Origin of the sequence: Blautia sp. SF-50, assembly GCF_900101315.1 — a bacterium.
Classification (GTDB): Bacteria; Bacillota; Clostridia; order Lachnospirales; family Lachnospiraceae; genus Blautia_A; species Blautia_A fusiformis.
The window spans coordinates 20,305-41,958 of record NZ_FMUW01000014.1; the positions used below are offsets into that span (position 1 = coordinate 20,305).

Consider the following 21,654-nt stretch of genomic DNA (forward strand, 5'->3'; position numbering starts at 1 on the left):
AGAAATACATCATGGAAGAACAGAAAAGAGAAAATAAGGAAGAGCTGCAGCAGGAAACTGCTGAGGAAAAGAATTCCGGACAGGGAAATTCTTCCACAAGAAGCAGTCTTCTGTGGATCTTTGCAGGAGGCTATCTTGTGTATACAGGATATCGTCTCTGCGCCAGTGTCATAAGCGGAGCAGAAGACTCCGGTGTGGTATTTCTGGCAGCGGGAGGTATTTTTGTTGTGATCGGAGCAGTGCTTCTGATCATGGCGATCCGTAATCTTGCAAAGGCTGGCGCACAGAAACATGAGCTGGAAGAAGCTGCTGCGAAAAAAGCGGCAGAGGAAGCTTCTCAAAATCCGGAAACCGTGGCAAAGAAAAAAATGTCAATTGCGGAGCGGGCGCATCTTGCGGAAAATCTGGATGATGCACCGGAGGAGAAAGACGAAAAATAAAGCCGGATGCAGGTGAGAGTAAAATGCCTGCTGAGATATGACGATTAGTAATAGCAAAAACGGAACATCATAAGGCAAAAAAATCCTTATGTATGTTCCGTTTTTTAGATCAGGCAGATCGCAAAATAGTTATCTGCGTCTTTGCGCGTTTCTGCGTTTTTTTCGAGATTTTTTTCTGTTGGGGGTATGTAAGGTAGACCAGCAGAATGCCTGTACCAGCAAAATTCCGATCATTGCTCCGCAGCTGTCGATCCCTACATCCCTTACGGAAGGTCCGCGGGCCTCTACAAAAGACTGGTGGTATTCATCAAGTCCGGCAAATCCCACACATACAAATCCGGCAAGGAGCATCAGCCAGATTCCCCGAACTCCGTATACATAGAGGGGAAAGGAAATAGATATGGCCAACAGGCAGTATTCTGTCATGTGAGCAGCCTTACGGACATAAAATTCGATACCGGCAGCTTCCTGGGAAAGCTGTTCCAGGCTTTTGCCGGAAGCTAATATTTCGTTTTTGATTTCTACGATCTGGTAGCTGATCTTGTAGCTCAAGGCACCGGAAACATCTCCGGTCTGTGCGGAAAAAGAGTAGATTACGCACATCATCAGGATCGCAGGTGCAAAAGAAAAAGGTTTTAATAATGTAATCAGTATTTTCATGGCTCTTAATATAGCACTCCCGCATGGAAAAGTCCAGAAAAATACAGAAAAAGAACAGGGAAAAGGAAAAACAGGGAGAGAAGGTTAAATGGGATAGGAGGTTAAAGGGGAAGTGGACAGTAAGGACTGAAATGTGTTAGAATATAAAATAAATTTCAGGGGCATTTTTAAGAAAAAAGCAGCCCGGGATCGAATAGAAGAAAATTACAGGAGGAAATCAACAAATGAGTCTTGCAGATAATATATTCATTGACATGTGCAAAGATGTCATAGAGAACGGAACCAGCACAGAAGGTGAGAAGGTACGTCCTGTGTGGGAGGATGGAACTCCGGCTTATACCATCAAGAGATTTGGTGTTGTGAACCGTTATGATCTCCGGAAGGAGTTTCCGGCACTGACTTTAAGAAAAACAGCGTTAAAGAGTGCAATGGATGAGATTCTATGGATCTGGCAGCAGAAATCCAATAATATCCATGATCTTCACAGCCACATCTGGGACAGCTGGGCAGATGAGAAGGGCTCCATCGGAAAAGCCTACGGCTATCAGTTAGGTGTGAAGCATCAGTATAAAGAGGGAATGATGGATCAGGTAGACAGAGTTCTTTTTGATCTTAAGAACAATCCGTACAGCAGAAGGATCATGACCAATATTTATGTACATCAGGATCTCCACGAGATGAATCTTTACCCATGTGCCTATTCCATGACTTTCAATGTAACCAAGGAACCCGGAAAAGACAAGCTGGTCCTTAATGCGGTGCTGAACCAGAGATCTCAGGATATCCTGGCTGCAAACAACTGGAATGTGTGTCAGTATTCTCTTCTTCTCATGATGATCGCACAGGCCTGCGATATGGAAGCCGGAGAGCTTGTTCATGTGATCGCAGACTGCCATATTTATGATCGTCATATTCCGGTAATTAAAGAACTGATCTCCAGAAAACCGTATCCTGCACCGACAGTAAAACTGAATCCGGAGATAAAGGATTTTTATAAATTCACCACCGATGATCTGATCGTGGAGAATTATGAGACATGGCCACAGATCAAAAATATTCCCATTGCAGTATAATTGCATAAAGAAAGGAAGAAAGAATGAATATTATTGTTGCAGCAGATAAAAACTGGGGAATCGGAAGAAATAATGAACTTCTGGTAAGTATTCCGGCAGATATGAAGATGTTCCGTGAGGAAACTACAGGAAAAGTGGTTGTTATGGGAAGAAAAACACTGGAGTCTTTTCCAAATGGACTTCCTCTGAAAAACAGAACCAACATTGTGATCACCGGCAACAGGGATTATCAGGTAAAAGGTGCGGTGATCGTTCACAGCATCGAGGAAGCACTGAAGGAAGTGGAGAAATATCCGGCAGAGGATGTGTACTGTATCGGCGGAGACAGTATTTACAAACAGATGCTTCCGTACTGTGATACAGCTCATGTGACAAAAATCGATTTTGCATATGAAGCGGATGCGTATTTCCCAAACCTGGATGAGGACCCGGACTGGGAGATCACAGCGGAGAGTGAAGAACAGACATACTTTGATCTGGAATATGCGTTTGTAAAATACGAGAGAAAAGATAGATAATGTGAGCACAGATCATAAAGCAGAATGAGAATGCCCGCTTTGTACAGAAAAACAATGAAGAAATAATAAAAAAACAGACCACCGAAAAAAATACGGCGGTCTGTTTTTTTGTGCTTAATGTTATGTATAATGACGAAAATCCGGTAATTACTCGATTACGTGGATCCATCCCTTCGGTGCTTCGATGCGTCCCATCTGGATACCGGTCAGTGTGTCGTACAGCTTCTGGATGACCGGACCCATCTTCTCCATTCCGCTTGGGAAGCAGATTTCCTTGCCGTGATCATTGATCTTTCCGACAGGAGAGATAACTGCAGCAGTACCGCAAAGACCACACTCTGCAAAATCTTTAACCTCATCGAAGTAGACCTCACGCTCTTCAGCTTCCAGTCCAAGGTATTCCTTTGCAACGTAGATCAGAGAACGACGTGTGATGGAAGGAAGGATGCTGTCAGACTTCGGTGTTACAACCTTGCCGTCTTTAGTAACGAAGATGAAGTTTGCTCCGCCTGTCTCCTCAACTTTTGTACGAGTCTTGGGATCAAGGTACATGTTCTCATCAAAGCCCTGTTTGTGAGCATCTACGATAGCATGAAGGCTCATTGCGTAGTTCAGGCCAGCCTTGATGTTACCGGTTCCGCAAGGTGCGGCACGGTCATAGTCGCTGACACGGATCGTGATCGGTTTGGCGCCGCCTTTAAAGTACGGACCAACCGGTGTTGTAAGGATACGGAACTGATATTCGTCAGCCGGTTTAACACCGATCACGGCGTTGGAACCAAACATGTACGGGCGAAGATAAAGTGTTGCGCCGGAACCATATGGCGGAACCCATGCAGCATTTGCCTTAACAACCTGCTCAACAGCGTCGATAAATCTTTCCTTCGGGAATACCGGCATTTCAAGTCTTGCCGCAGATGCAGCGATACGCTCTGCGTTCAGGTCAGGACGGAAAGTAACGATATGTCCGTCTTCTGTTGTGTATGCCTTCAGACCCTCGAATACACTCTGAGAATACTGAAGCACACCAGCACACTCGTTGAGTACGATATTAGGGTCTGTGCTTAAAGTACCCTCATCCCATTTTCCATCTTTAAAATTAGACACGTATCTGTAGTCGGTTGGCATGTAAGCGAATCCGATGCTGGACCAGTCGATGTTCTTTTTTTCCATAACGATTCCTCCGTTTACAATTTTTACTTTTTACCATTGTAAAACTTTTAAGTGATGACTTCAATAGTTTTTTGTTCCTTTTTTTCATTTGCTTGTAATTTTAATATGATTTCGATATAATAAAAATTATCTATGGACTGGAGGGAAAAATGGACAATCACGAATTTGAAGACCTTGGAAAAAAGATGCAGGATATTGTAGATAATGCAGTGAATTCAAACAGCTATCACGAATTAAGCCATACGATCAACCAGACTGTAAATAAGGCCATTGATTCCGGAAGCGAAGCACTGAAAAATGCGCTGAATTCCGTGTTTGATCCGGGTGCTGATCCGGAATTCCGTAAGAAAAGCTATACATACCAGAGCCCTTATTACGGAAGAAGCAGAAAAGCAAAGCAGCAGGCTGCAAGGAAACAGTCGGAACTGCTCTACGGAAAGACTACCGGTGAGAATCTCAAAGGCATGATGATGGCAGTTTCCGGTGGGATACTTTTAAGTGGCATGGGGCTTGGAGCCATGGTGCTTCTGATCTGGATGGGCATTGGACACAGCGGTGCACTTGCAGCAGGTGTGCTTGGAGTGATGTGTGCAGGCGCAGCAGGTGGCGGTGCTCTTTTGGGAGCAGGAACAAGCCGTCTCGGAAGACTGGGACGTTTCCAGAAATATATCCGTGCGCTGGGAGACCACACCTACTGTAATTTTCAGAAGCTTGCCCAGGCAGCAGGAAAGAACGAGAAATTTGTAAAAAAAGATATCAGCAGAATGATCCAGAAGGGCTGGTTTCTGGAAGGCCATGTGGATGAGCAGGGAACCTGTCTGATCACAAGTAATGAGACCTATCAGCAGTATCTGGAAACACAGAAGCAGCTGGAGCTTCGTAAACAGGAAGCAGATCCTAAGGTTCAGCTGGAGGAGAATATGAGTCCGGAAGCCCAGGAAGTCCTGAGAAAAGGAAATGAATTTCTGGTAAAGATCCGTGAGAGCAATGACGCCATTCCCGGAGAAGAAATTTCCGCAAAGATTTCCAGGATGGAAATGATCGTTCAGAAAATTTTTGAGCGTGCAGGAGAGCATCCGGAGGTGATTCCGGATCTTAAAAAAATGATGGATTACTATCTGCCCATGACTGTGAAGCTTCTGGATGCTTATGAGGATATGGATGGACAGCCTGTACAGGGCGAGAATATCACGGCTTCCAAGAAAGAAATTGAAGAAACCATTGATACACTGAATATTGCTTTTGAGAAACTTCTGGATTCCATATTCCGGGATACCGCATGGGATGTATCCACCGATATTTCTGTGCTGCATACGGTTCTGGCACAGGAGGGACTGACAGAGGATGATTTCGAAAAAATGAAACAGAATGCGGAAATGAAATAAGTACAACGAGCAGATCAGAAGCTGGAATACAGACATCTGCCGGAAGGTACAACTGATCAAGGAGAATGCTTATGGGAGAAGAATTTAAAGACTTTGAGGTAGAAGCACCGGTGCTGACTTTGGAACCGGATCTCACGGAAGAAAAAGAAGAAATTGCAAAAAAAGAACCGGAGAAACCCCAGGAGCCTGCAGTAGAGGAACCGGTGTTATCTCCACAGGAACAGAAAATCGTAGAAGATTTTGCAGCAAAGATCGATATTGAAAATACAAACCAGATCCTGCAGTACGGAGCCGGCACTCAGAAGAAGATGGCAGATTTTTCTGATGCAGCGCTGGTAAATGTGAAGACACAGGATCTTGGGGAGGCAGGAGAGTTTCTTGCAAATGTGGTAGGAGAATTGAAGGATTTTGATGCCACAGAGGAAAAGGGATTTTTCGGCTTTTTCAAAAAACAGACAGCGAAGGTGGAAACTCTGAAAAACCGTTACACAAAGGCCGAGGGAAATGTGACGAAGATCACGGAAGCTCTGGAGCAGCACCAGATGCGTCTGATGAAAGATTCTGCCGTGCTGGATAAAATGTATGAGCAGAACCTTGCATACTTTAAAGAACTTTCCATGTACATTCTTGCAGGTAAAAAGAAGCTTAGGGAAGTCAGAGAAGGCAAGCTCAACGAATTGCATCAGAAGGCAGCGGCAAGCGGACTTCCGGAAGATGCACAGGCTGCCAATGATCTGGAAAGCAAATGTGACCGCTTTGAGAAAAAGCTTCATGATCTGGAGCTTACCAGAACCATTTCTATGCAGACTGCACCGCAGATCCGCATGATCCAGAACAATGATACGACGATGATCGAGAAGATCCAGACAACCATTGTAAATACCATTCCTCTCTGGAAAAGCCAGATGGTGCTGGCTCTAGGGATCGCGCACTCCACAGAAGCCGCACAGGCACAACGGCAGGTTACGGATTTTACCAATGAACTTCTGAAGAAAAATGCGGAAACGCTTCACTTGGCATCTGTGGAAACTGCAAAGGAATCCCAGCGTGGTATTGTAGATATTGAAACTCTGAAAAAAACCAATCAGGAACTGATCCAGACACTGGATGATGTGATGAAGATCCAGCAGGAAGGCCGTGAAAAACGTCAGGCAGCAGAGGCAGATATGAGACGTATGGAAAACGAACTGAAAACAAAGCTGCTGGAGATCCGACGTTAGGAGTAAGAGTAAAAAGATAGTTCGGAAAGGAAAGGCAGGGCGTTTGAAGACACCTGCCTTTCAGGATTCATAAAGGAGATTTTTATGTACAGAGATCATACAAAAGTAATAAAAATTGGAAATCGTGTTATCGGAGGAGGAAATCCGATCCTTATCCAGTCCATGACCAATACGAAAACTGAAGATGTAGAAGCAACGGTTGCGCAGATCCTTTCACTGGAAAAAGCAGGCTGTGATATTATCCGCTGCGCAGTTCCTACTATGGAAGCTGCGAAGGCTTTATCCCAGATCAAAAAACAGATCCATATTCCGCTGGTTGCGGACATCCATTTTGATTATCGCCTTGCCATTGCAGCCATGGAGAACGGTGCGGACAAGATCCGTATCAATCCGGGAAATATCGGTTCCAAAGAGAGGATCCAGGCAGTTGTGGATACAGCAAAGGAACGGAATATCCCTATTCGTGTAGGAGTAAACAGCGGTTCCCTTGAAAAAGAACTGGTAGAAAAATATCACGGTGTTACAGCCGAAGGACTTGTGGAGAGTGCTCTTGATAAGGTGCACATCATTGAAGAGATGGGATATGACAATCTTGTGATCAGCATCAAATCTTCTGATGTTCTCATGTGCGCCAGAGCCCATGAACTGATCGCAGAAAAAACACAGTATCCTCTTCATGTGGGAATTACAGAAGCAGGAACTCTGTATTCGGGAAATATCAAATCAGCTATCGGACTTGGGATCATTCTGTATCAGGGAATCGGAGATACCATCCGTGTTTCTCTGACAGGCGCACCGCTGGAAGAAGTGAAATCAGCCAAAAGGATCCTGAAAACGCTGGGACTTCGCAAAGGAGGCGTGGAGGTTGTTTCCTGTCCGACCTGCGGAAGAACAAAAATCGATCTGATCGGCCTTGCAAACCAGGTAGAGACCATGGTACAGGATATTCCTCTTGATATTAAGGTTGCGGTTATGGGCTGTGTGGTAAATGGACCGGGAGAGGCGAAGGAAGCAGATCTCGGAATTGCAGGAGGCGATGGTGTTGGTCTTCTGATCCGGCATGGAGAGGTTGTAAAAAAAGTACCGGAAACGGATCTTTTGGATACACTTCGTCAGGAACTTCTTACCTGGAATGAGCAGGAGTCATAATGGAGAAAGATTTTTTTGATGTATTTCCGCATCTTAAAGTGAAGAAAGAGCTGGAAGAACTTCTGGACATGGTATTTGTGACAAAGGTTTCCATGAACCCCGGAAGAACTCATTTGAGGGTTTATATCGAAAGCAGCCGCTGGATACACAAGAAGAATATTTTTGCGCTGGAGGATGAGATCGAACGGCAGTGCTTTCCGGGGATTCCCATGACTGTAACAGTTGTGGAAAAATTTCATCTTTCCGAGCAGTATACACCGGAGAACTTTCTGGAAAGCTACCGTTCCAGTATGGAGATGGAGCTGCGCAACTATAACATGCTGGAGTACAATCTGTTCCGTAGATCAAAAATCATTTTTACAGGAAAAGATACCTTGCGTATGGAGCTTCCGGATACGGTTATTTCCAGACAGAAAAGCGAAATACTTGTTGAATATTTTCATAAGGTTTTCTGTGAACGCTGCGGTATGGATCTGAAAGTGGAACTGGATTTTGTGGAAGTGAAAGAGAGTAAATACCGGAAAAATGCTGCACTTCAGATCAAACAGGAAGTGGAAAATGTCCTGAAGCATGCCAAACTCAGCGGGGATCAGGAAAGCGAACCGAAGCAGGAGGATACAGCCAGGGAAGAGACAAAGAAAACCTCTGGAGATAAGAGGGGCGAAAAGACAAACGAGAAGAAATCCGTTGACAAAAAACAGCAGAAGGTTCAGAAGGGAGATTTCCGCGGCAGCTTCGGATTCCGCAGGGACAGCAATCCGGATGTGGTTTACGGCAGAGATTTTGATGGAGAAACGATTCCGCTGGAGAGCATTACCGGTGAGATGGGTGAGGTTATCATCCGATGTCAGGTTATGGATGTGGAAGCTCGTGAGATCCGAAATGAGAAAACGATCCTGATCTTCCCTGTGACCGATTTTACGGACAGTATTGTTGTGAAGATGTTTCTGCGTAACGAGCAGGTTCCGGAAGTGACGGAAAGTGTAAAAAAAGGCGCATTCCTGAAGCTGAAGGGAGTTACCACCATTGACCGTTTTGACAGTGAGCTTACTATTGGAAATATTACAGGTATCAAGAAAATCGCCAATTTTACCAGCACAAGAATGGATACCAGTCCTCAGAAGCGTGTGGAGCTTCACTGTCACACCAAGATGAGCGATATGGATGGTGTCAGCGATGCAAAGGCATTGGTAAAACGTGCCTATGAGTGGGGACATAAGGCTATCGCTATCACGGATCATGGCGTGGTGCAGTCCTTCCCGGAGGCAAATCACTGCTTTGATGCCTGGGGCGGTTGTGTTCCAAAGGAGTCTGATTTTAAGGTGCTCTATGGAATGGAAGCGTATCTGGTAGACGATCTGAAGGGTATGGTCACCAATTCCAAAGGGCAGCGTCTGGATGGAGATTTTGTTGTTTTTGATATTGAGACTACGGGATTCTCAGCACTAACCTGCAGGATCATTGAGATTGGCGCGGTAAAAGTGGAAAAAGGACAGATCACAGATCGTTTTTCCACCTTTGTAAACCCGGAAGTGCCCATTCCGTTCCGTATTGAGCAGCTGACAAGCATCAATGATTCCATGGTCCTGGATGCACCTGTGATAGAGGAAGTACTGCCGAAATTCCTGGAATTCTGTGAGGGCTGCGTGATGGTGGCCCATAATGCGGACTTTGATATGAGCTTTATTATTGAAAACTGTAAACGGCAGGGGATTTCGGATGATTTTACTTATGTGGATACCGTTGGTATGGCTAGATTCCTTCTTCCTGCCCTGAACCGTTTTAAACTGGATACGGTAGCCAAGGCAGTAGGTGTTTCTCTTGATCATCACCACAGAGCTGTGGATGATGCGGCATGTACCGCAGAGATTTTTGTGCGGTTTGTAAAGATGCTGGAAGAAAGAGATATTTTTGATGTGGATGAGATGAACAGGCAGGGTGCGGTTTCACCGGATACCATCCGAAAGCTGCCCACATACCATGCTATTGTTTTTGCAAGAAATGAGACCGGAAGGATCAATCTGTACAAGCTGGTAAGCCAGTCCCATTTAAAGTACTATCACAGAAGACCAAGGGTTCCCAAAAGCGTGCTGGAAAAATACAGGGAAGGCCTTCTGGTGGGAAGTGCCTGCGAGGCAGGAGAGCTTTATCAGGCACTTCTTCGCAATGCACCGGATCAGGAGATCGCCAGACTGGTAAATTTTTATGACTATCTGGAAATCCAGCCTCTTGGGAACAATGCGTTTATGCTTGCGGATGAAAAACATGATATGATCAATTCTGAGGAAGACTTAAAAGAGATAAACCGGAAGATCGTAAAACTTGGAGAACAGTTCAAAAAACCGGTGGTTGCCACCTGTGATGTGCATTTTATGGATCCTCAGGACGAGGTTTACCGACGGATCATCATGGCAGGAAACGGATTTTCTGATGCAGATAACCAGGCCCCGCTTTATCTTCGTACAACGGAGGAAATGCTGGAGGAATTTTCCTATCTGGGAAGTGAAAAGGCGGAAGAGGTGGTGATCACCAATACCAATAAGATCGCGGATATGATCGAGAAGATATCACCGATCCATCCGGATAAATTTCCACCGGTCATTGAGAACTCCGAGCAGGATCTTAAGAATATCTGTTTCACGAAGGCCCACGAAATGTACGGAGATCCGTTGCCGAAGATCGTGGAGGACCGTCTGGACAGGGAGCTGAATTCTATTATCTCCAATGGTTATGCGGTAATGTATATCATTGCACAGAAGCTTGTGTGGAAGTCCAATGAGGACGGCTATCTGGTTGGATCCCGTGGTTCTGTAGGTTCTTCTCTGGCAGCGACCATGTCCGGTATCACGGAGGTAAACCCTCTGCCGCCTCATTATCTCTGTCCGAATCCGGACTGTAAATACAGTGATTTTGATTCCCCTGAGGTGAAAAAATACGCGGGTATGGCAGGATGTGATATGCCGGATAAGATCTGTCCGAAATGCGGTGCCAGGATGAATAAGGAAGGCTTTGATATTCCTTTTGAGACATTCCTTGGTTTTAAAGGTGATAAGGAGCCGGATATCGACCTGAACTTTTCCGGTGAATATCAGGCCAATGCCCACCGGTATACAGAGGTTATCTTCGGAAAAGGGCAGACCTTTAAGGCGGGAACCATTGGTACCCTTGCGGAAAAAACCGCATTTGGTTATGTGAAGAACTATTATGAGGAACGGGGGCAGCACAAGCGTTACTGTGAGATCAACCGTATCGTGAAGGGCTGTACCGGTGTCCGCCGTACCACTGGCCAGCATCCGGGAGGTATCATCGTACTGCCTATGGGTGAGGAGATTGAGAAATTTACACCTGTGCAGCACCCGGCCAATGATGTGAACAGTGATATCATCACCACACATTTTGATTACCATTCCATTGACGGAAATCTTCTGAAACTTGATATACTTGGACACGATGATCCGACAATGATCCGTATGCTGGAGGATCTGACTGGCATCAGTGCAAGAACAGTTCCGCTGGACCAGAGAGATGTCATGTCCCTGTTTGCGGGAACGCAGGCTCTGGGGATCAGCCCGGAGGATATCGGCGGCTGCAGGCTGGGATGCCTCGGGATCCCGGAGTTTGGTACAGACTTTGCCATGCAGATGTTGATCGATACCAAGCCGAAATATTTTTCCGACCTGGTACGTATTGCTGGACTTTCCCACGGTACGGATGTATGGCTTGGAAATGCCCAGGTATTGATCCAGAATGGTACAGCTACCATTTCCACAGCAATCTGTACGCGAGATGATATTATGATCTATCTCATCGGAAAAGGAGTGGAAAGTGGTCTGGCGTTTACCATCATGGAGAGTGTCCGTAAGGGAAAGGGGCTTCGTGAGGAATGGATCCAGACTATGAAAGAGCATGATGTTCCGGACTGGTATATCTGGTCCTGTAAGCTGATCAAGTACATGTTCCCGAAAGCCCATGCGGCAGCTTATGTTATGATGGCGTATCGTATCGCCTGGTATAAAGTGTTTCATCCACTGGCTTATTATGCAGCATTTTTCAGTATCCGTGCCACTTCCTTTTCCTATGAACTGATGTGCATGGGAAAAGAACGTCTGGAATATTATATGGCGGAGATCCGGAAAAAAGGTGATGAGGCATCCAAGAAGGAACAGGATACACTGAAGGATATGAGGATCGTACAGGAAATGTACGCCAGAGGTTTTGATTTTGTGCCGATCGATCTTTATAAGGCAAAGGCACACCGGTTCCAGATCATCGGAGATAAACTGATGCCTGCTCTGGATACCATAGAGGGTCTTGGAGATAAGGCAGCAGAGGCAGTTGTGGATGCTGCCGCAAAAGGCAGATTCCTTTCCAAGGATGATTTCCGTGATCGTACCAAGGTCAGCAAGACCGTTATCGATCTGATGGATGATATGGATCTTTTTGGAGATATCCCGCAGTCCAATCAGATGTCACTGTTTGATTTTACGGGTTGATATATGATACCGGAAGGGCTTACAATAAATAAAAAATACTGCCGTTTATCCTGAAGGCTGATCTGGCAGTGAGAACTCCCAGGAGGATACCAGATACTATGAAAAAAGAAGAATTAAGATACCTGCAGCGACTTGCGGAGCTATATCCTACTATAGCAAAGGCTTCAACAGAGATCATCAATCTGCAGTCTATATTAAACCTTCCGAAAGGTACCGAGCATTTCATGTCGGACATTCATGGAGAATACGATGCGTTTTCCCATGTTCTTCGGAATGGATCAGGGGCTGTACGAAAAAAGATCGATGATGTATTCGGACATACCTTAAGCAACAGCGACAAACGTTCTCTTGCCACACTGATCTATTATCCGAAGGAAAAGATGGAGGTTGTAAAAAAACAGGAAGAAGACATGGAGAACTGGTACAAGATCACACTTTATCGTCTGATCGAAGTATGCAAGACAACGGCATCCAAATATACCCGTTCCAAGGTCCGTAAGGCACTTCCTGCAGACTATGCATATGTGATCGAGGAGCTGATCACAGAGAAAGCGGAAGTTCTGGACAAAGAAGCATATTACGATGCCATCGTCAATACGATCATTGAGATCGGCCGGGCAGAGAATTTTATCATTGCCCTGGCAGAACTGATCCAGCGTCTTGTTGTGGATCATCTTCATGTGCTGGGAGATATTTATGACAGAGGTCCGGGCCCGCATTTCATCATGGATCGTTTGATGAAATATCATTCGCTGGATATCCAGTGGGGAAATCATGATGTGGTCTGGATGGGAGCTGCTACAGGACAGAAAGCCTGCATTGCAACGGTGATCCGGAACAGCATCCGTTACCGAAATATGGATATTCTTGAGGATGGATATGGGATCAATCTCATGCCTCTGGCAACCTTTGCAATGGAGGCTTATAAGGATGATCCATGTGCTGCTTTTGAGATGAAGGGAGATGCCAATAACTATAGTATTCTGGAAGAAGAGCTTGGACGGAAAATGCACAAGGCTATTGCCATTATCCAGTTTAAGCTGGAGGGGCAGCTGATCCGCCGGCACAAAGAATTCCATATGGAAAAGCGTTGTTTGCTTCATAGGATCGATCCGAAAAAGGGAATGATCACACTTCCGGACGGAAAAGAATATCCGCTGACCGATACATATTTTCCTACTATTGACTGGAAAAAGCCATATGAACTTACCACAGAGGAAAAGGATGTAATGGAACGCTTGGATTCCGCGTTCCGAAACTGCGAGAAACTGCAGAATCATGTCCGGCTTCTTCTGGACAAGGGAGGCCTTTATAAAACTTATAATGGAAATCTTCTGTTCCATGGAAGTATTCCGCTTAATGAGGATGGAAGTCTGAAAGAAGTCCAGATTTATGGAAAAACCTACAAAGGAAAAGAATTGTACGATGTTCTTGAAACTTATGTGCGCCGGGCATTTTTCTCTGTAAATGAGGATGAAAAGCGTAAAGGCAGGGATATTATGTGGTATATCTGGGCAGCTCCGAATTCACCGCTGTTCGGAAAAGACAAGATGACCACCTTTGAACGTTATTTTATTAAAGATAAGGAAACACATAAAGAAACTAAAAATGCCTACTATCATCTTCTGGAAAATGAGAATGTTGTAGATGATCTGCTCCGTGAATTTGAACTGGATCCGGAAAAAGGTCACATCATCAACGGGCATGTGCCGGTTCACCAGAGTGAGGGAGAGAGTCCTGTAAAATGCAATGGCAAAGTTCTTGTGATCGACGGCGGTTTTTCCAGACCATATCAGAAGGTTACGGGGATTGCCGGCTATACACTGGTTTATAATTCCTACGGGCTGATCCTGTCTGCTCATGAGCCTTTTACTTCTGCGGAAGAAGCGGTAGCCAAGGAGCAGGATATTGTTTCCAACAGGGTGGCAGTTCACTACAATAACAAACGTACTCTGGTCGGTGATACTGATACCGGAACTGCTCTGAAGGAAAGGATCAGTGAGCTGATCCAGCTTCTGGAAGCTTACAGAAAAGGTATCATCAAAGAGAAAAAATAAGCAGAATTGAGAAATACAAGAAGGGTTTCCTGTATGCTATAGTAAACAGAGGTAATGCAGATGAGAAAAAACAAAAGAAGAAAAAAACGGCTGAGAGCAGTTCTGATCCTGTTGATCATTCTGTTTATTCTGGCAGGACTGGGAGGGATGCTGTATGTTTCCCACAGGGATAAGGTGGAAAAAGAACAACGAAGAGAGGCCGCATTGGCTGCATTGGACAGTATTCCGGAGGTGACAGCAACTCCGGCAGCAACAGCAACACCGGTTCCGACAGCGACACCGACACCGTCATTGACACCGGTCCCGACAATCCTTCCGGCATTTGAACCGGAAAATTATCAAGGGATCTGGTACAGCGAAGACGGGCTGACAACGATCGATATTTATGATATCAGTCTGAAATCTGTTTCCTTTACCTATAAGAGAGTGAATGGAAAAGATCCTTCCATGACCGCAGAAGCAGATGTGACTGCAGAGGTAGCAGGAAATGCCACACAGTTCCGTTTTAAGGATTCTGAAGGGAATAAGGCAAAAGGAGAGTTTGTTTTCGATAAAAGTGGTGAGCTTTATGTGAAGGTAAAAACATATGAACGGGGAGATGGATCTCTAACCTATCCGAAAACAGAGTCTATTATGACCCGGCAGGAGCCATCCCTGGAAGTATCCGAAAATTCCGAAGAGGATGCTTCCTATAATGAAAGCAACGAAAATTCCTATGAACAGGAATCCTACAGCGAAAGCAGTGAAGATTCTTCTGATGAAAATACAGAAGAATATGAGATTCCCTACGGAGAAGAAGAAACCTATTATACGGAATGATCAAAAAAATAAAACACGGTAAAATAAAGAATCCCCGGATTTTGACAATCAGGGAATCCCGATACAGGAATTCCCGAAACTGTTCCACATTTCCGGGGATCTCTTTATTTGATCATTTTTTTGCGGTCTGTGCGGCCGACGAGATAATCGATGCTGGTGTCGTAATAATTTGCCAGCCGGATAAGCATTTCGATAGGAATATTACGGGATCCCGTTTCATAATGGGAATAAGAACGCTGACTGATATGAAGAATCTCACTTAATTCTCTCTGGGACAGATCCGCGTCTGTACGTAAATCCTGAATACGCTGAAATTTCATTGTGCTCACCTCTTCTTTCTATTGAAAGTATAAAACAGAACGAAATGCACCCTTGCAAAAGAGAGCAAAATGGACTATACTAAATTTATTATCTTCTAAAATTCAGAAAATGTCTATCTGAAAATTCCCTTGTTTTTAACCAATGCGGATTTCGAATATCCGCCTGACCTGAAAAGACGAAAAGATGGAAGATCGGGATCCGTTTTTTTCGCAGAAAGGAATGTATTTGTTTGCGAGTGTTTTATCAGCAGCGATCTACGGAATGGAAGTACGTGAGATCCAGGTTGAGGCAGATGTCAGTGATGGTCTGCCTTCTTTTGCTATGGTAGGATTTCCCTCTGCCCAGGTGAGAGAGGCCCAGGAAAGAGTCCGGACTGCATTTAAGAACAACCGGCTTTGTCTGCCACCAAAAAAAGTAACTGTAAATTTTGCACCTGCCGATATGAAAAAGGAAGGAGCCGGTTTTGATCTGCCTGTGGCGGCTGCAGTACTTGCGGCTGCCGGAATTCTGGAACCGGATCTTCTGGAAGGAGTTATGATCGTAGGAGAGATCAGTCTGAATGGAGAGATCCATGGGGTTGCCGGAGTTTTGCCTCGGGTGATCCGCGCAAGAGAGCTGGGCTTACGCTTTTGCGTTATTCCGGAGGAAAACATCCGGGAGGGGAATCTGGTGAAGGATATGCCGGTGTTTGGAGTAAAAAGTCTGAATGCCATGATCCGATGTCTGAGAGACCCAAACACTTATACAGCTGCGTATCAGGAAAAAGAAAAAACAGAAAACAAACCGGAAATACCAAAGGTTGATTTTGCGGACATCTGCGGGCAGGAAGGAGCCAGGCGGGCGGCAGAGATCGCAGTGAGCGGTTTTCATAATATTCTTTTTATCGGACCGCCAGGATCCGGAAAGACCATGCTGGCAAGACGTCTGCCGACCATTATGCCGGAGATGACATTTGAGGAAAGCCTGGAGATCACCAAGGTATACAGTGTGGCAGGACTTCTCACGGAAAAAGATCCGCTGATCCGGCAGAGGCCTTTTCGAAGTCCGCATCATACCAGTTCCCCTCAGGCTTTGGCAGGTGGCGGCAGGATACCGGGGCCGGGGGAGATCACTCTTGCACACAGAGGTGTTCTTTTTCTGGATGAGATGCCGGAATTTTCCAGAAAAAGCCTGGAGATCCTGCGTCAGCCGCTGGAAGATAAGGAGATCCATCTGTCCAGAGCTGCCGGAACTTATATTTTTCCGGCTAGTTTTATGCTGGCGGCAGCGATGAATCCCTGTCCCTGCGGATTTTACCCGGATATGAACAGATGTCGTTGTACGTCAGGGGAGATCACGCATTATCTTGGAAAGATCAGCCAGCCTCTCCTGGAGCGTATTGATATCTGCACAGAAGTTCCGGCAGTGAGTTTTTCAAAAATGAAAAAGAAAATTGCAGGGGAATCCTCTGCGCAAATAAGAAAGAGGGTGGAAGCAGTACAGGAGATCCAGAGAGAACGTTACAAAAAGGAAAAATTTTGCTTCAATGGGGAGCTTGACGGAAGAAAACTGGAAAAATACTGTGTAATGACGGGAGGGGCAGACAAACTTCTGGAGCAGGCATATGAGCAGTTTCAATTCAGTACCAGAGCATATCATAAGATCCTGAAAACGGCCAGGACCATCGCGGATATGGAATCTTCCGAAAAGATAAAGGAAGAACATATCTGCGAGGCGTTGGCTTACCGGGCATATGACAAGAAATACTGGTCATAAAACAGAAAAAAGGAAGGTATTTTATATGGAAGAAATACAGCAAACAAGGATCCGGTGTGCCCGGAAGGACAGTAGTGTTTATCCGGCAAGACTTAAGGAACTTCCCGGTATGCCAAAACAATTATATTATATTGGAAGATTTCCGGATGATGACAAACCTACAGCTGCAATTGTAGGAGCAAGGCTGTGCAGTCCTTACGGACGGATACAGGCATTTAATTACGGAAAATTCTTAAGCGAACATGGGGTACAGGTGATCAGCGGTATGGCGGCCGGCATTGATGCTGAGGGCCACAAGGGTGCTCTGGAAGGTGGTACCCCGACCTTTGCCGTGCTGGGAAATGGTGTGGACATCTGTTATCCTTCATCCAGCAGAGGTATTTACCGGAGGATCCCCGAAAAAAACGGAGGGATCATCAGCGAATATGAACCAGGTACCAAAGGCAGGGCATATTATTTTCCGGCAAGGAACCGGATCATCAGCGGACTGGCAGATCTGGTGCTTGTGGTGGAAGCAAAAGAAAAGAGCGGATCACTGATCACAGCTGCCTGTGCACTGGAACAGGGGAAGATGGTATACGCCATTCCGGGAGCGGTAAATGATGCGCTGAGCAGAGGCTGTCACAAGCTGATCTACGACGGAGCAGGAATTGCATATTCTCCGGAAATACTTCTGGATGAGTGGGGATTATCTGTGAAAAAAAAGACAAATTTGTCTGAAAAAAGCAAGTTGGGACTTGCAACGGATTTGGATTTGGTGTATAGTTGTCTCGATTTACGACCAAAAAATCTGGATCATATTATCAGAAAAACCGGTTTTTCACCGGGAAAAACAGCCGGGATCCTGGGACAGCTTATTTTGATGGGGCTTGTGAAGGAAACCGGGAGACAGTATTATATCAGACTTGAATAAATGCTTTTTTGCCCGGAGATTTAGCAGGAGTTTTTAAGCCGGACAGGAAGGCAGAATGAGATTAGGAGAGGTAAAATGGCCAAAAATCTGGTGATAGTAGAGTCACCTGCTAAAATGAAGACAGTAAAGAAATTTCTGGGGGCAAATTATACAGTAGAAGCGTCCAACGGTCATGTGAGGGATTTCCCCAAGAGCCAGTTTGGTATTGACGTGGACAATGATTTTGAACCGAAGTATATCACAATACGAGGAAAAGGTGAACTTCTTGCAAAACTTCGTAAAGAAGCAAAAAAAGCAGATAAGATCTATCTTGCAACTGACCCTGACCGTGAGGGAGAAGCAATTTCCTGGCATCTGATGCAGGCTTTGAAGACAGATACTGCAAAGATGCACAGAATCACATTTAATGAAGTAACAAAAACAGCAGTTAAGGCGTCCATCAAGCAGGCCAGGGAACTGGACATGAATCTGGTAGATGCACAGCAGGCCAGACGTATGCTGGATCGTATGGTAGGTTATACCATCAGTCCGCTGCTCTGGGCCAAGGTAAAAAGAGGCTTAAGTGCAGGCCGTGTACAGTCTGTGGCACTGCGTATCATCTGTGACAGAGAAGATGAGATCAATGCATTCATTCCTGAAGAATACTGGAGCCTGGAGGGTGAATTTCAGGTAAAGGGTGAGAAGAAACCGTTGACAGCCAAGTTCTATGGAACAGATAAAAAACTTCCGATCAGAAACCGTCAGGAAATGGATGAGATCCTGAAAAGTCTGGAAGACTGTAAATATGAGATCACAGAAGTAAAAAAAGGTGAGAGGATCAAAAACGCTCCCCTTCCGTTTACCACAAGTACTCTGCAGCAGGAAGCTGCCAAGACACTGAATTTTTCTACGCAGAAGACTATGCGCCTGGCACAGCAGTTATATGAAGGTGTGGATGTAAAAGGCAGTGGTACGGTAGGTCTGATCTCCTATCTGCGTACAGATTCTACTCGAATTTCAGAGGAAGCAGATGCAGCAGCAAGAACTTATATTTCTGAGCAGTATGGTTTGGATTATGTTTCTCAGACAGAGAAGGCAATCAAAAACGGACAGAAGATACAGGATGCTCATGAGGCGATCCGTCCTACAGATATTGCGAGGACACCAGTTCTGGTGAAGGAATCCCTGACCAGGGATCAGTTCCGTTTATATCAGCTGATCTGGAGACGTTTTGCGGCGAGCAGAATGGCACCGGCACGTTATGAGACCACGTCTGTCAAGATCGGAGCAGGTGAGTATGTGTTCACGGTTGCAGCATCCAAGGTTGCCTTTGATGGCTTTATGTCTGTGTACACAGAAGAGGGCGATGACAAAAAGGGCAATGTTTTAAGTCAAAGTCTTGAAAAGGGTATGGAGCTGAAGCTGAAAGAACTGAAGCCGGAGCAGCATTTTACACAGCCGCCGGCACATTACACAGAGGCTTCACTTGTAAAGACTATGGAAGAGCTTGGAATTGGACGTCCGAGTACGTATGCGCCGACCATCACAACGATCATCAGCAGACGCTATGTATCCAAGGAACAGAAAAATCTTTACGTCACAGAGCTTGGAGAGGTTGTTAATAATATTATGAAACAGGCTTTTCCAAGTATTGTGGATGTAAACTTTACAGCAACTATGGAGGGGCTTTTGGACTGCGTGGAAGCAGGTACCGTACAGTGGAAAACGGTTGTACGTAACTTCTATCCGGATCTGAAGCATGATGTGGATGAGGCTGAGAAAGAGCTTGAGAAAGTTGATATACAGGATGAGGTTACGGATGTGATCTGTGACAACTGTGGCCGCAACATGGTGATCAAGTACGGTCCTCATGGAAGATTTCTTGCATGCCCCGGATTTCCGGACTGCCGTAATACAAAACCATATTATGAGAAGATCGGTGTTGCATGTCCGAAGTGCGGCGGCGAAATTGTCATGAAAAAAACGAAAAAAGGCAGAAAATATTACGGATGTGAGAATAATCCGGAATGTGATTTTATGTCCTGGCAGAAACCTTCTGCAAAGAAATGTCCGAAATGTGGTAATTATATGCTCGAAAAGGGAAATAAGCTGGTTTGCAGCCAGGAAACCTGCGGATATGTGGAACAAAAACCAAAAGATGAAGATTGATTGAATAAATGCTTTTCTATTAATTTTCAGAAAATCCCGTTAAAAATAAAAAAAATATAAAAATGTCTTGTAAATTTCCAGAATAACGTGTAATATTAGACTAGAAAAACGATTTCTTTCAAGGTACGAAAGTGAAAGGAGGAAAAATGAGCGTTCAGTTGCTAGATAAAACTAGAAAAATCAATAAGCTTCTGCATAACAGCAGCTCAAGCAAGGTAGTGTTTAACGACATTTGCCAGGTGCTCATGGAAACCTTAAGTTCCAATATCCTGGTACTCAGTAAGAAAGGTAAGGTTCTGGGAGTCAGTATCTGCCCGGGTGTGGATGAGATCACAGAGCTGATCGATGACAAGATCGGCGGACATATCGACCCGTTATTGAATGAGAGATTTCTTGGTGTTCTTTCCACAAAGGAGAATGTCAATCTCCAGACACTTGGCTTTGAGCATGTACCCGGAAATTATCAGGGAATCGTGAATCCGATCGATATTGCAGGTGAGAGACTGGGAACGTTATTCATGTACCGCAATGATCATCCCTATGATATTGAGGATATTATCGTCAGCGAGTATGGTACAACAGTTGTTGGCCTGGAAATGATGCGTGCGGTTCATGACGAGAACGCAGAAGAAGACAGAAAACAGCAGATCGTTAAATCGGCATTCAGTACACTGTCCTTCTCAGAACTTGAGGCGATCATCCATATTTTTGATGAGCTGGATGGGGATGAGGGTATCCTGGTTGCCAGCAAGATCGCTGACCGTGTAGGTATCACCAGATCCGTGATCGTAAATGCACTGCGTAAATTCGAGAGTGCAGGTGTGATCGAATCCCGTTCATCCGGTATGAAGGGAACTTACATTAAAGTTCTTAATGAAGTGATCTTTGATGAGCTTGAGGAGATAAAAGCACAGAGAAGCAAGAAGGCATAATGTGATCAGCACTGTCAGATGCTTGATATAAGATAAAGAACGTGACAAAAGAGACTTCCCGCTAGCGTGGGAGTCTCTTTTTTGTCTGTTTCATAAAATTAAAATAAATAATGAAATTAAGAAAACAAGAGAAAACAAGAGCATAAAAGAGATAAAACCAGAATAATATAGAAAAACCATATCTTAAAAGGGTTGCGAAAATATGTGAAATTCACTAATATAGCCATAGTGATTAGCACTCGTATAAAGTGAGTGCTAGCAGACGAAGATGAAACTTATAAAGGAGGAACATAGATCATGAAGTTAGTACCTTTAGGCGACAGAGTAGTATTAAAACAGGTTGAAGCAGAAGAGACAACAGCATCCGGAATCGTGCTTCCGGGACAGGCACAGGAGAAACCACAGCAGGCAGAGGTTATTGCAGTTGGACCTGGCGGAGTTGTAAACGGGAAAGAAGTAAAAATGGAAGTAGAAGTCGGAAATACTGTTATCTATTCCAAATATGCAGGAACAGAAGTAAAGATGGATGGAACGGATTATATTATTGTAAAGCAGGAAGATATCCTGGCAATCATTAAATAATATAAACATCTTATCG

17 protein-coding genes are annotated in these 21,654 nt (G+C 44.9%); 14 read left to right on the forward strand and 3 right to left on the reverse strand.

What is annotated here, in order from left to right; translation table 11 throughout:
* The first annotated feature begins 11 nt into the window (after positions 1-11).
* Positions 12-440 carry a hypothetical protein gene (locus BLP57_RS10065; protein ID WP_092071388.1) on the forward strand — a complete coding sequence of 143 codons (429 nt, stop codon included), beginning with the start codon at positions 12-14 and terminating at the stop codon, positions 438-440.
* A gap of 129 nt (positions 441-569) precedes the next feature.
* Here BLP57_RS10065 and BLP57_RS10070 read toward each other — a convergent pair whose 3' ends face one another.
* Positions 570-1,100, reverse strand: a complete 531-nt coding sequence (locus BLP57_RS10070; RefSeq protein WP_092071392.1) for a VanZ family protein — start codon at positions 1,098-1,100, stop codon at positions 570-572.
* A gap of 224 nt (positions 1,101-1,324) precedes the next feature.
* On the opposite strand from BLP57_RS10070, the gene thyA reads away from it, so the two are divergent.
* Both thyA and BLP57_RS10080 read left to right on the forward strand, forming a co-directional pair.
* Entirely contained in the window at positions 1,325-2,173 is an 849-nt protein-coding gene (gene thyA / locus BLP57_RS10075; protein ID WP_092071400.1) for a thymidylate synthase, read from the forward strand.
* A gap of 23 nt (positions 2,174-2,196) precedes the next feature.
* Positions 2,197-2,691, forward strand: coding sequence for a dihydrofolate reductase (locus tag BLP57_RS10080; protein WP_015524334.1), 495 nt, complete (start codon positions 2,197-2,199; stop codon positions 2,689-2,691).
* 147 nt (positions 2,692-2,838) lie between these two features.
* Here the strand turns inward: BLP57_RS10080 and BLP57_RS10085 are convergent, their stop codons facing one another.
* The gene (locus BLP57_RS10085; RefSeq protein ID WP_021651824.1) at positions 2,839-3,864 is read right to left on the reverse strand and encodes a branched-chain amino acid aminotransferase; all 1,026 of its coding nucleotides are present in this window, start codon (positions 3,862-3,864) and stop codon (positions 2,839-2,841) included.
* A gap of 149 nt (positions 3,865-4,013) precedes the next feature.
* Here BLP57_RS10085 and BLP57_RS10090 point away from each other — a divergent pair, with 149 nt between their 5' ends.
* From BLP57_RS10090 to BLP57_RS10115, 6 genes are all read left to right on the forward strand, one after another.
* The gene (locus BLP57_RS10090; protein WP_092071403.1) at positions 4,014-5,249 is read left to right on the forward strand and encodes a 5-bromo-4-chloroindolyl phosphate hydrolysis family protein; all 1,236 of its coding nucleotides are present in this window, start codon (positions 4,014-4,016) and stop codon (positions 5,247-5,249) included.
* A gap of 71 nt (positions 5,250-5,320) precedes the next feature.
* Positions 5,321-6,469 carry a toxic anion resistance protein gene (locus BLP57_RS10095; RefSeq protein ID WP_092071406.1) on the forward strand — a complete coding sequence of 383 codons (1,149 nt, stop codon included), beginning with the start codon at positions 5,321-5,323 and terminating at the stop codon, positions 6,467-6,469.
* Positions 6,470-6,553: 84 nt separating this feature from the next.
* Positions 6,554-7,618 carry a flavodoxin-dependent (E)-4-hydroxy-3-methylbut-2-enyl-diphosphate synthase gene (gene ispG / locus BLP57_RS10100; protein ID WP_021651821.1) on the forward strand — a complete coding sequence of 355 codons (1,065 nt, stop codon included), beginning with the start codon at positions 6,554-6,556 and terminating at the stop codon, positions 7,616-7,618.
* Positions 7,618-12,111, forward strand: coding sequence for a PolC-type DNA polymerase III (locus tag BLP57_RS10105; protein WP_092071410.1), 4,494 nt, complete (start codon positions 7,618-7,620; stop codon positions 12,109-12,111). Before ispG ends, BLP57_RS10105 begins: the two co-directional genes overlap by 1 nt.
* 98 nt (positions 12,112-12,209) lie before the next feature.
* Entirely contained in the window at positions 12,210-14,168 is a 1,959-nt protein-coding gene (locus BLP57_RS10110) for a fructose-1,6-bisphosphatase (RefSeq protein WP_092071413.1), read from the forward strand.
* Positions 14,169-14,228: 60 nt separating this feature from the next.
* Positions 14,229-14,987: a hypothetical protein gene (locus BLP57_RS10115; RefSeq protein WP_092071416.1), complete on the forward strand. Its 759-nt coding sequence runs from the start codon at positions 14,229-14,231 to the stop codon at positions 14,985-14,987.
* Positions 14,988-15,091: 104 nt separating this feature from the next.
* Here the strand turns inward: BLP57_RS10115 and BLP57_RS10120 are convergent, their stop codons facing one another.
* On the reverse strand, positions 15,092-15,307 hold the full coding sequence (locus tag BLP57_RS10120; RefSeq protein ID WP_015524345.1) for a helix-turn-helix domain-containing protein: 216 nt from the start codon (positions 15,305-15,307) through the stop codon (positions 15,092-15,094).
* Between the two features lie 220 nt (positions 15,308-15,527).
* Here BLP57_RS10120 and BLP57_RS10125 point away from each other — a divergent pair, with 220 nt between their 5' ends.
* From BLP57_RS10125 to groES, 5 genes are all read left to right on the forward strand, one after another.
* On the forward strand, positions 15,528-17,063 hold the full coding sequence (locus BLP57_RS10125; protein ID WP_227589080.1) for a YifB family Mg chelatase-like AAA ATPase: 1,536 nt from the start codon (positions 15,528-15,530) through the stop codon (positions 17,061-17,063).
* A gap of 25 nt (positions 17,064-17,088) precedes the next feature.
* Positions 17,089-17,976, forward strand: a complete 888-nt coding sequence (gene dprA, locus BLP57_RS10130) for a DNA-processing protein DprA (protein ID WP_092071518.1) — start codon at positions 17,089-17,091, stop codon at positions 17,974-17,976.
* Between the two features lie 75 nt (positions 17,977-18,051).
* The gene (topA, locus tag BLP57_RS10135; protein ID WP_021651815.1) at positions 18,052-20,124 is read left to right on the forward strand and encodes a type I DNA topoisomerase; all 2,073 of its coding nucleotides are present in this window, start codon (positions 18,052-18,054) and stop codon (positions 20,122-20,124) included.
* A 146-nt stretch (positions 20,125-20,270) separates the two neighbouring features.
* A complete protein-coding gene (gene codY / locus BLP57_RS10140; RefSeq protein WP_015524350.1) occupies positions 20,271-21,056 on the forward strand; it encodes a GTP-sensing pleiotropic transcriptional regulator CodY in 786 nt (261 codons plus the stop codon).
* A gap of 297 nt (positions 21,057-21,353) precedes the next feature.
* A complete protein-coding gene (groES, locus tag BLP57_RS10145) occupies positions 21,354-21,638 on the forward strand; it encodes a co-chaperone GroES (RefSeq protein WP_015524351.1) in 285 nt (94 codons plus the stop codon).
* Positions 21,639-21,654 lie beyond the last annotated feature (16 nt).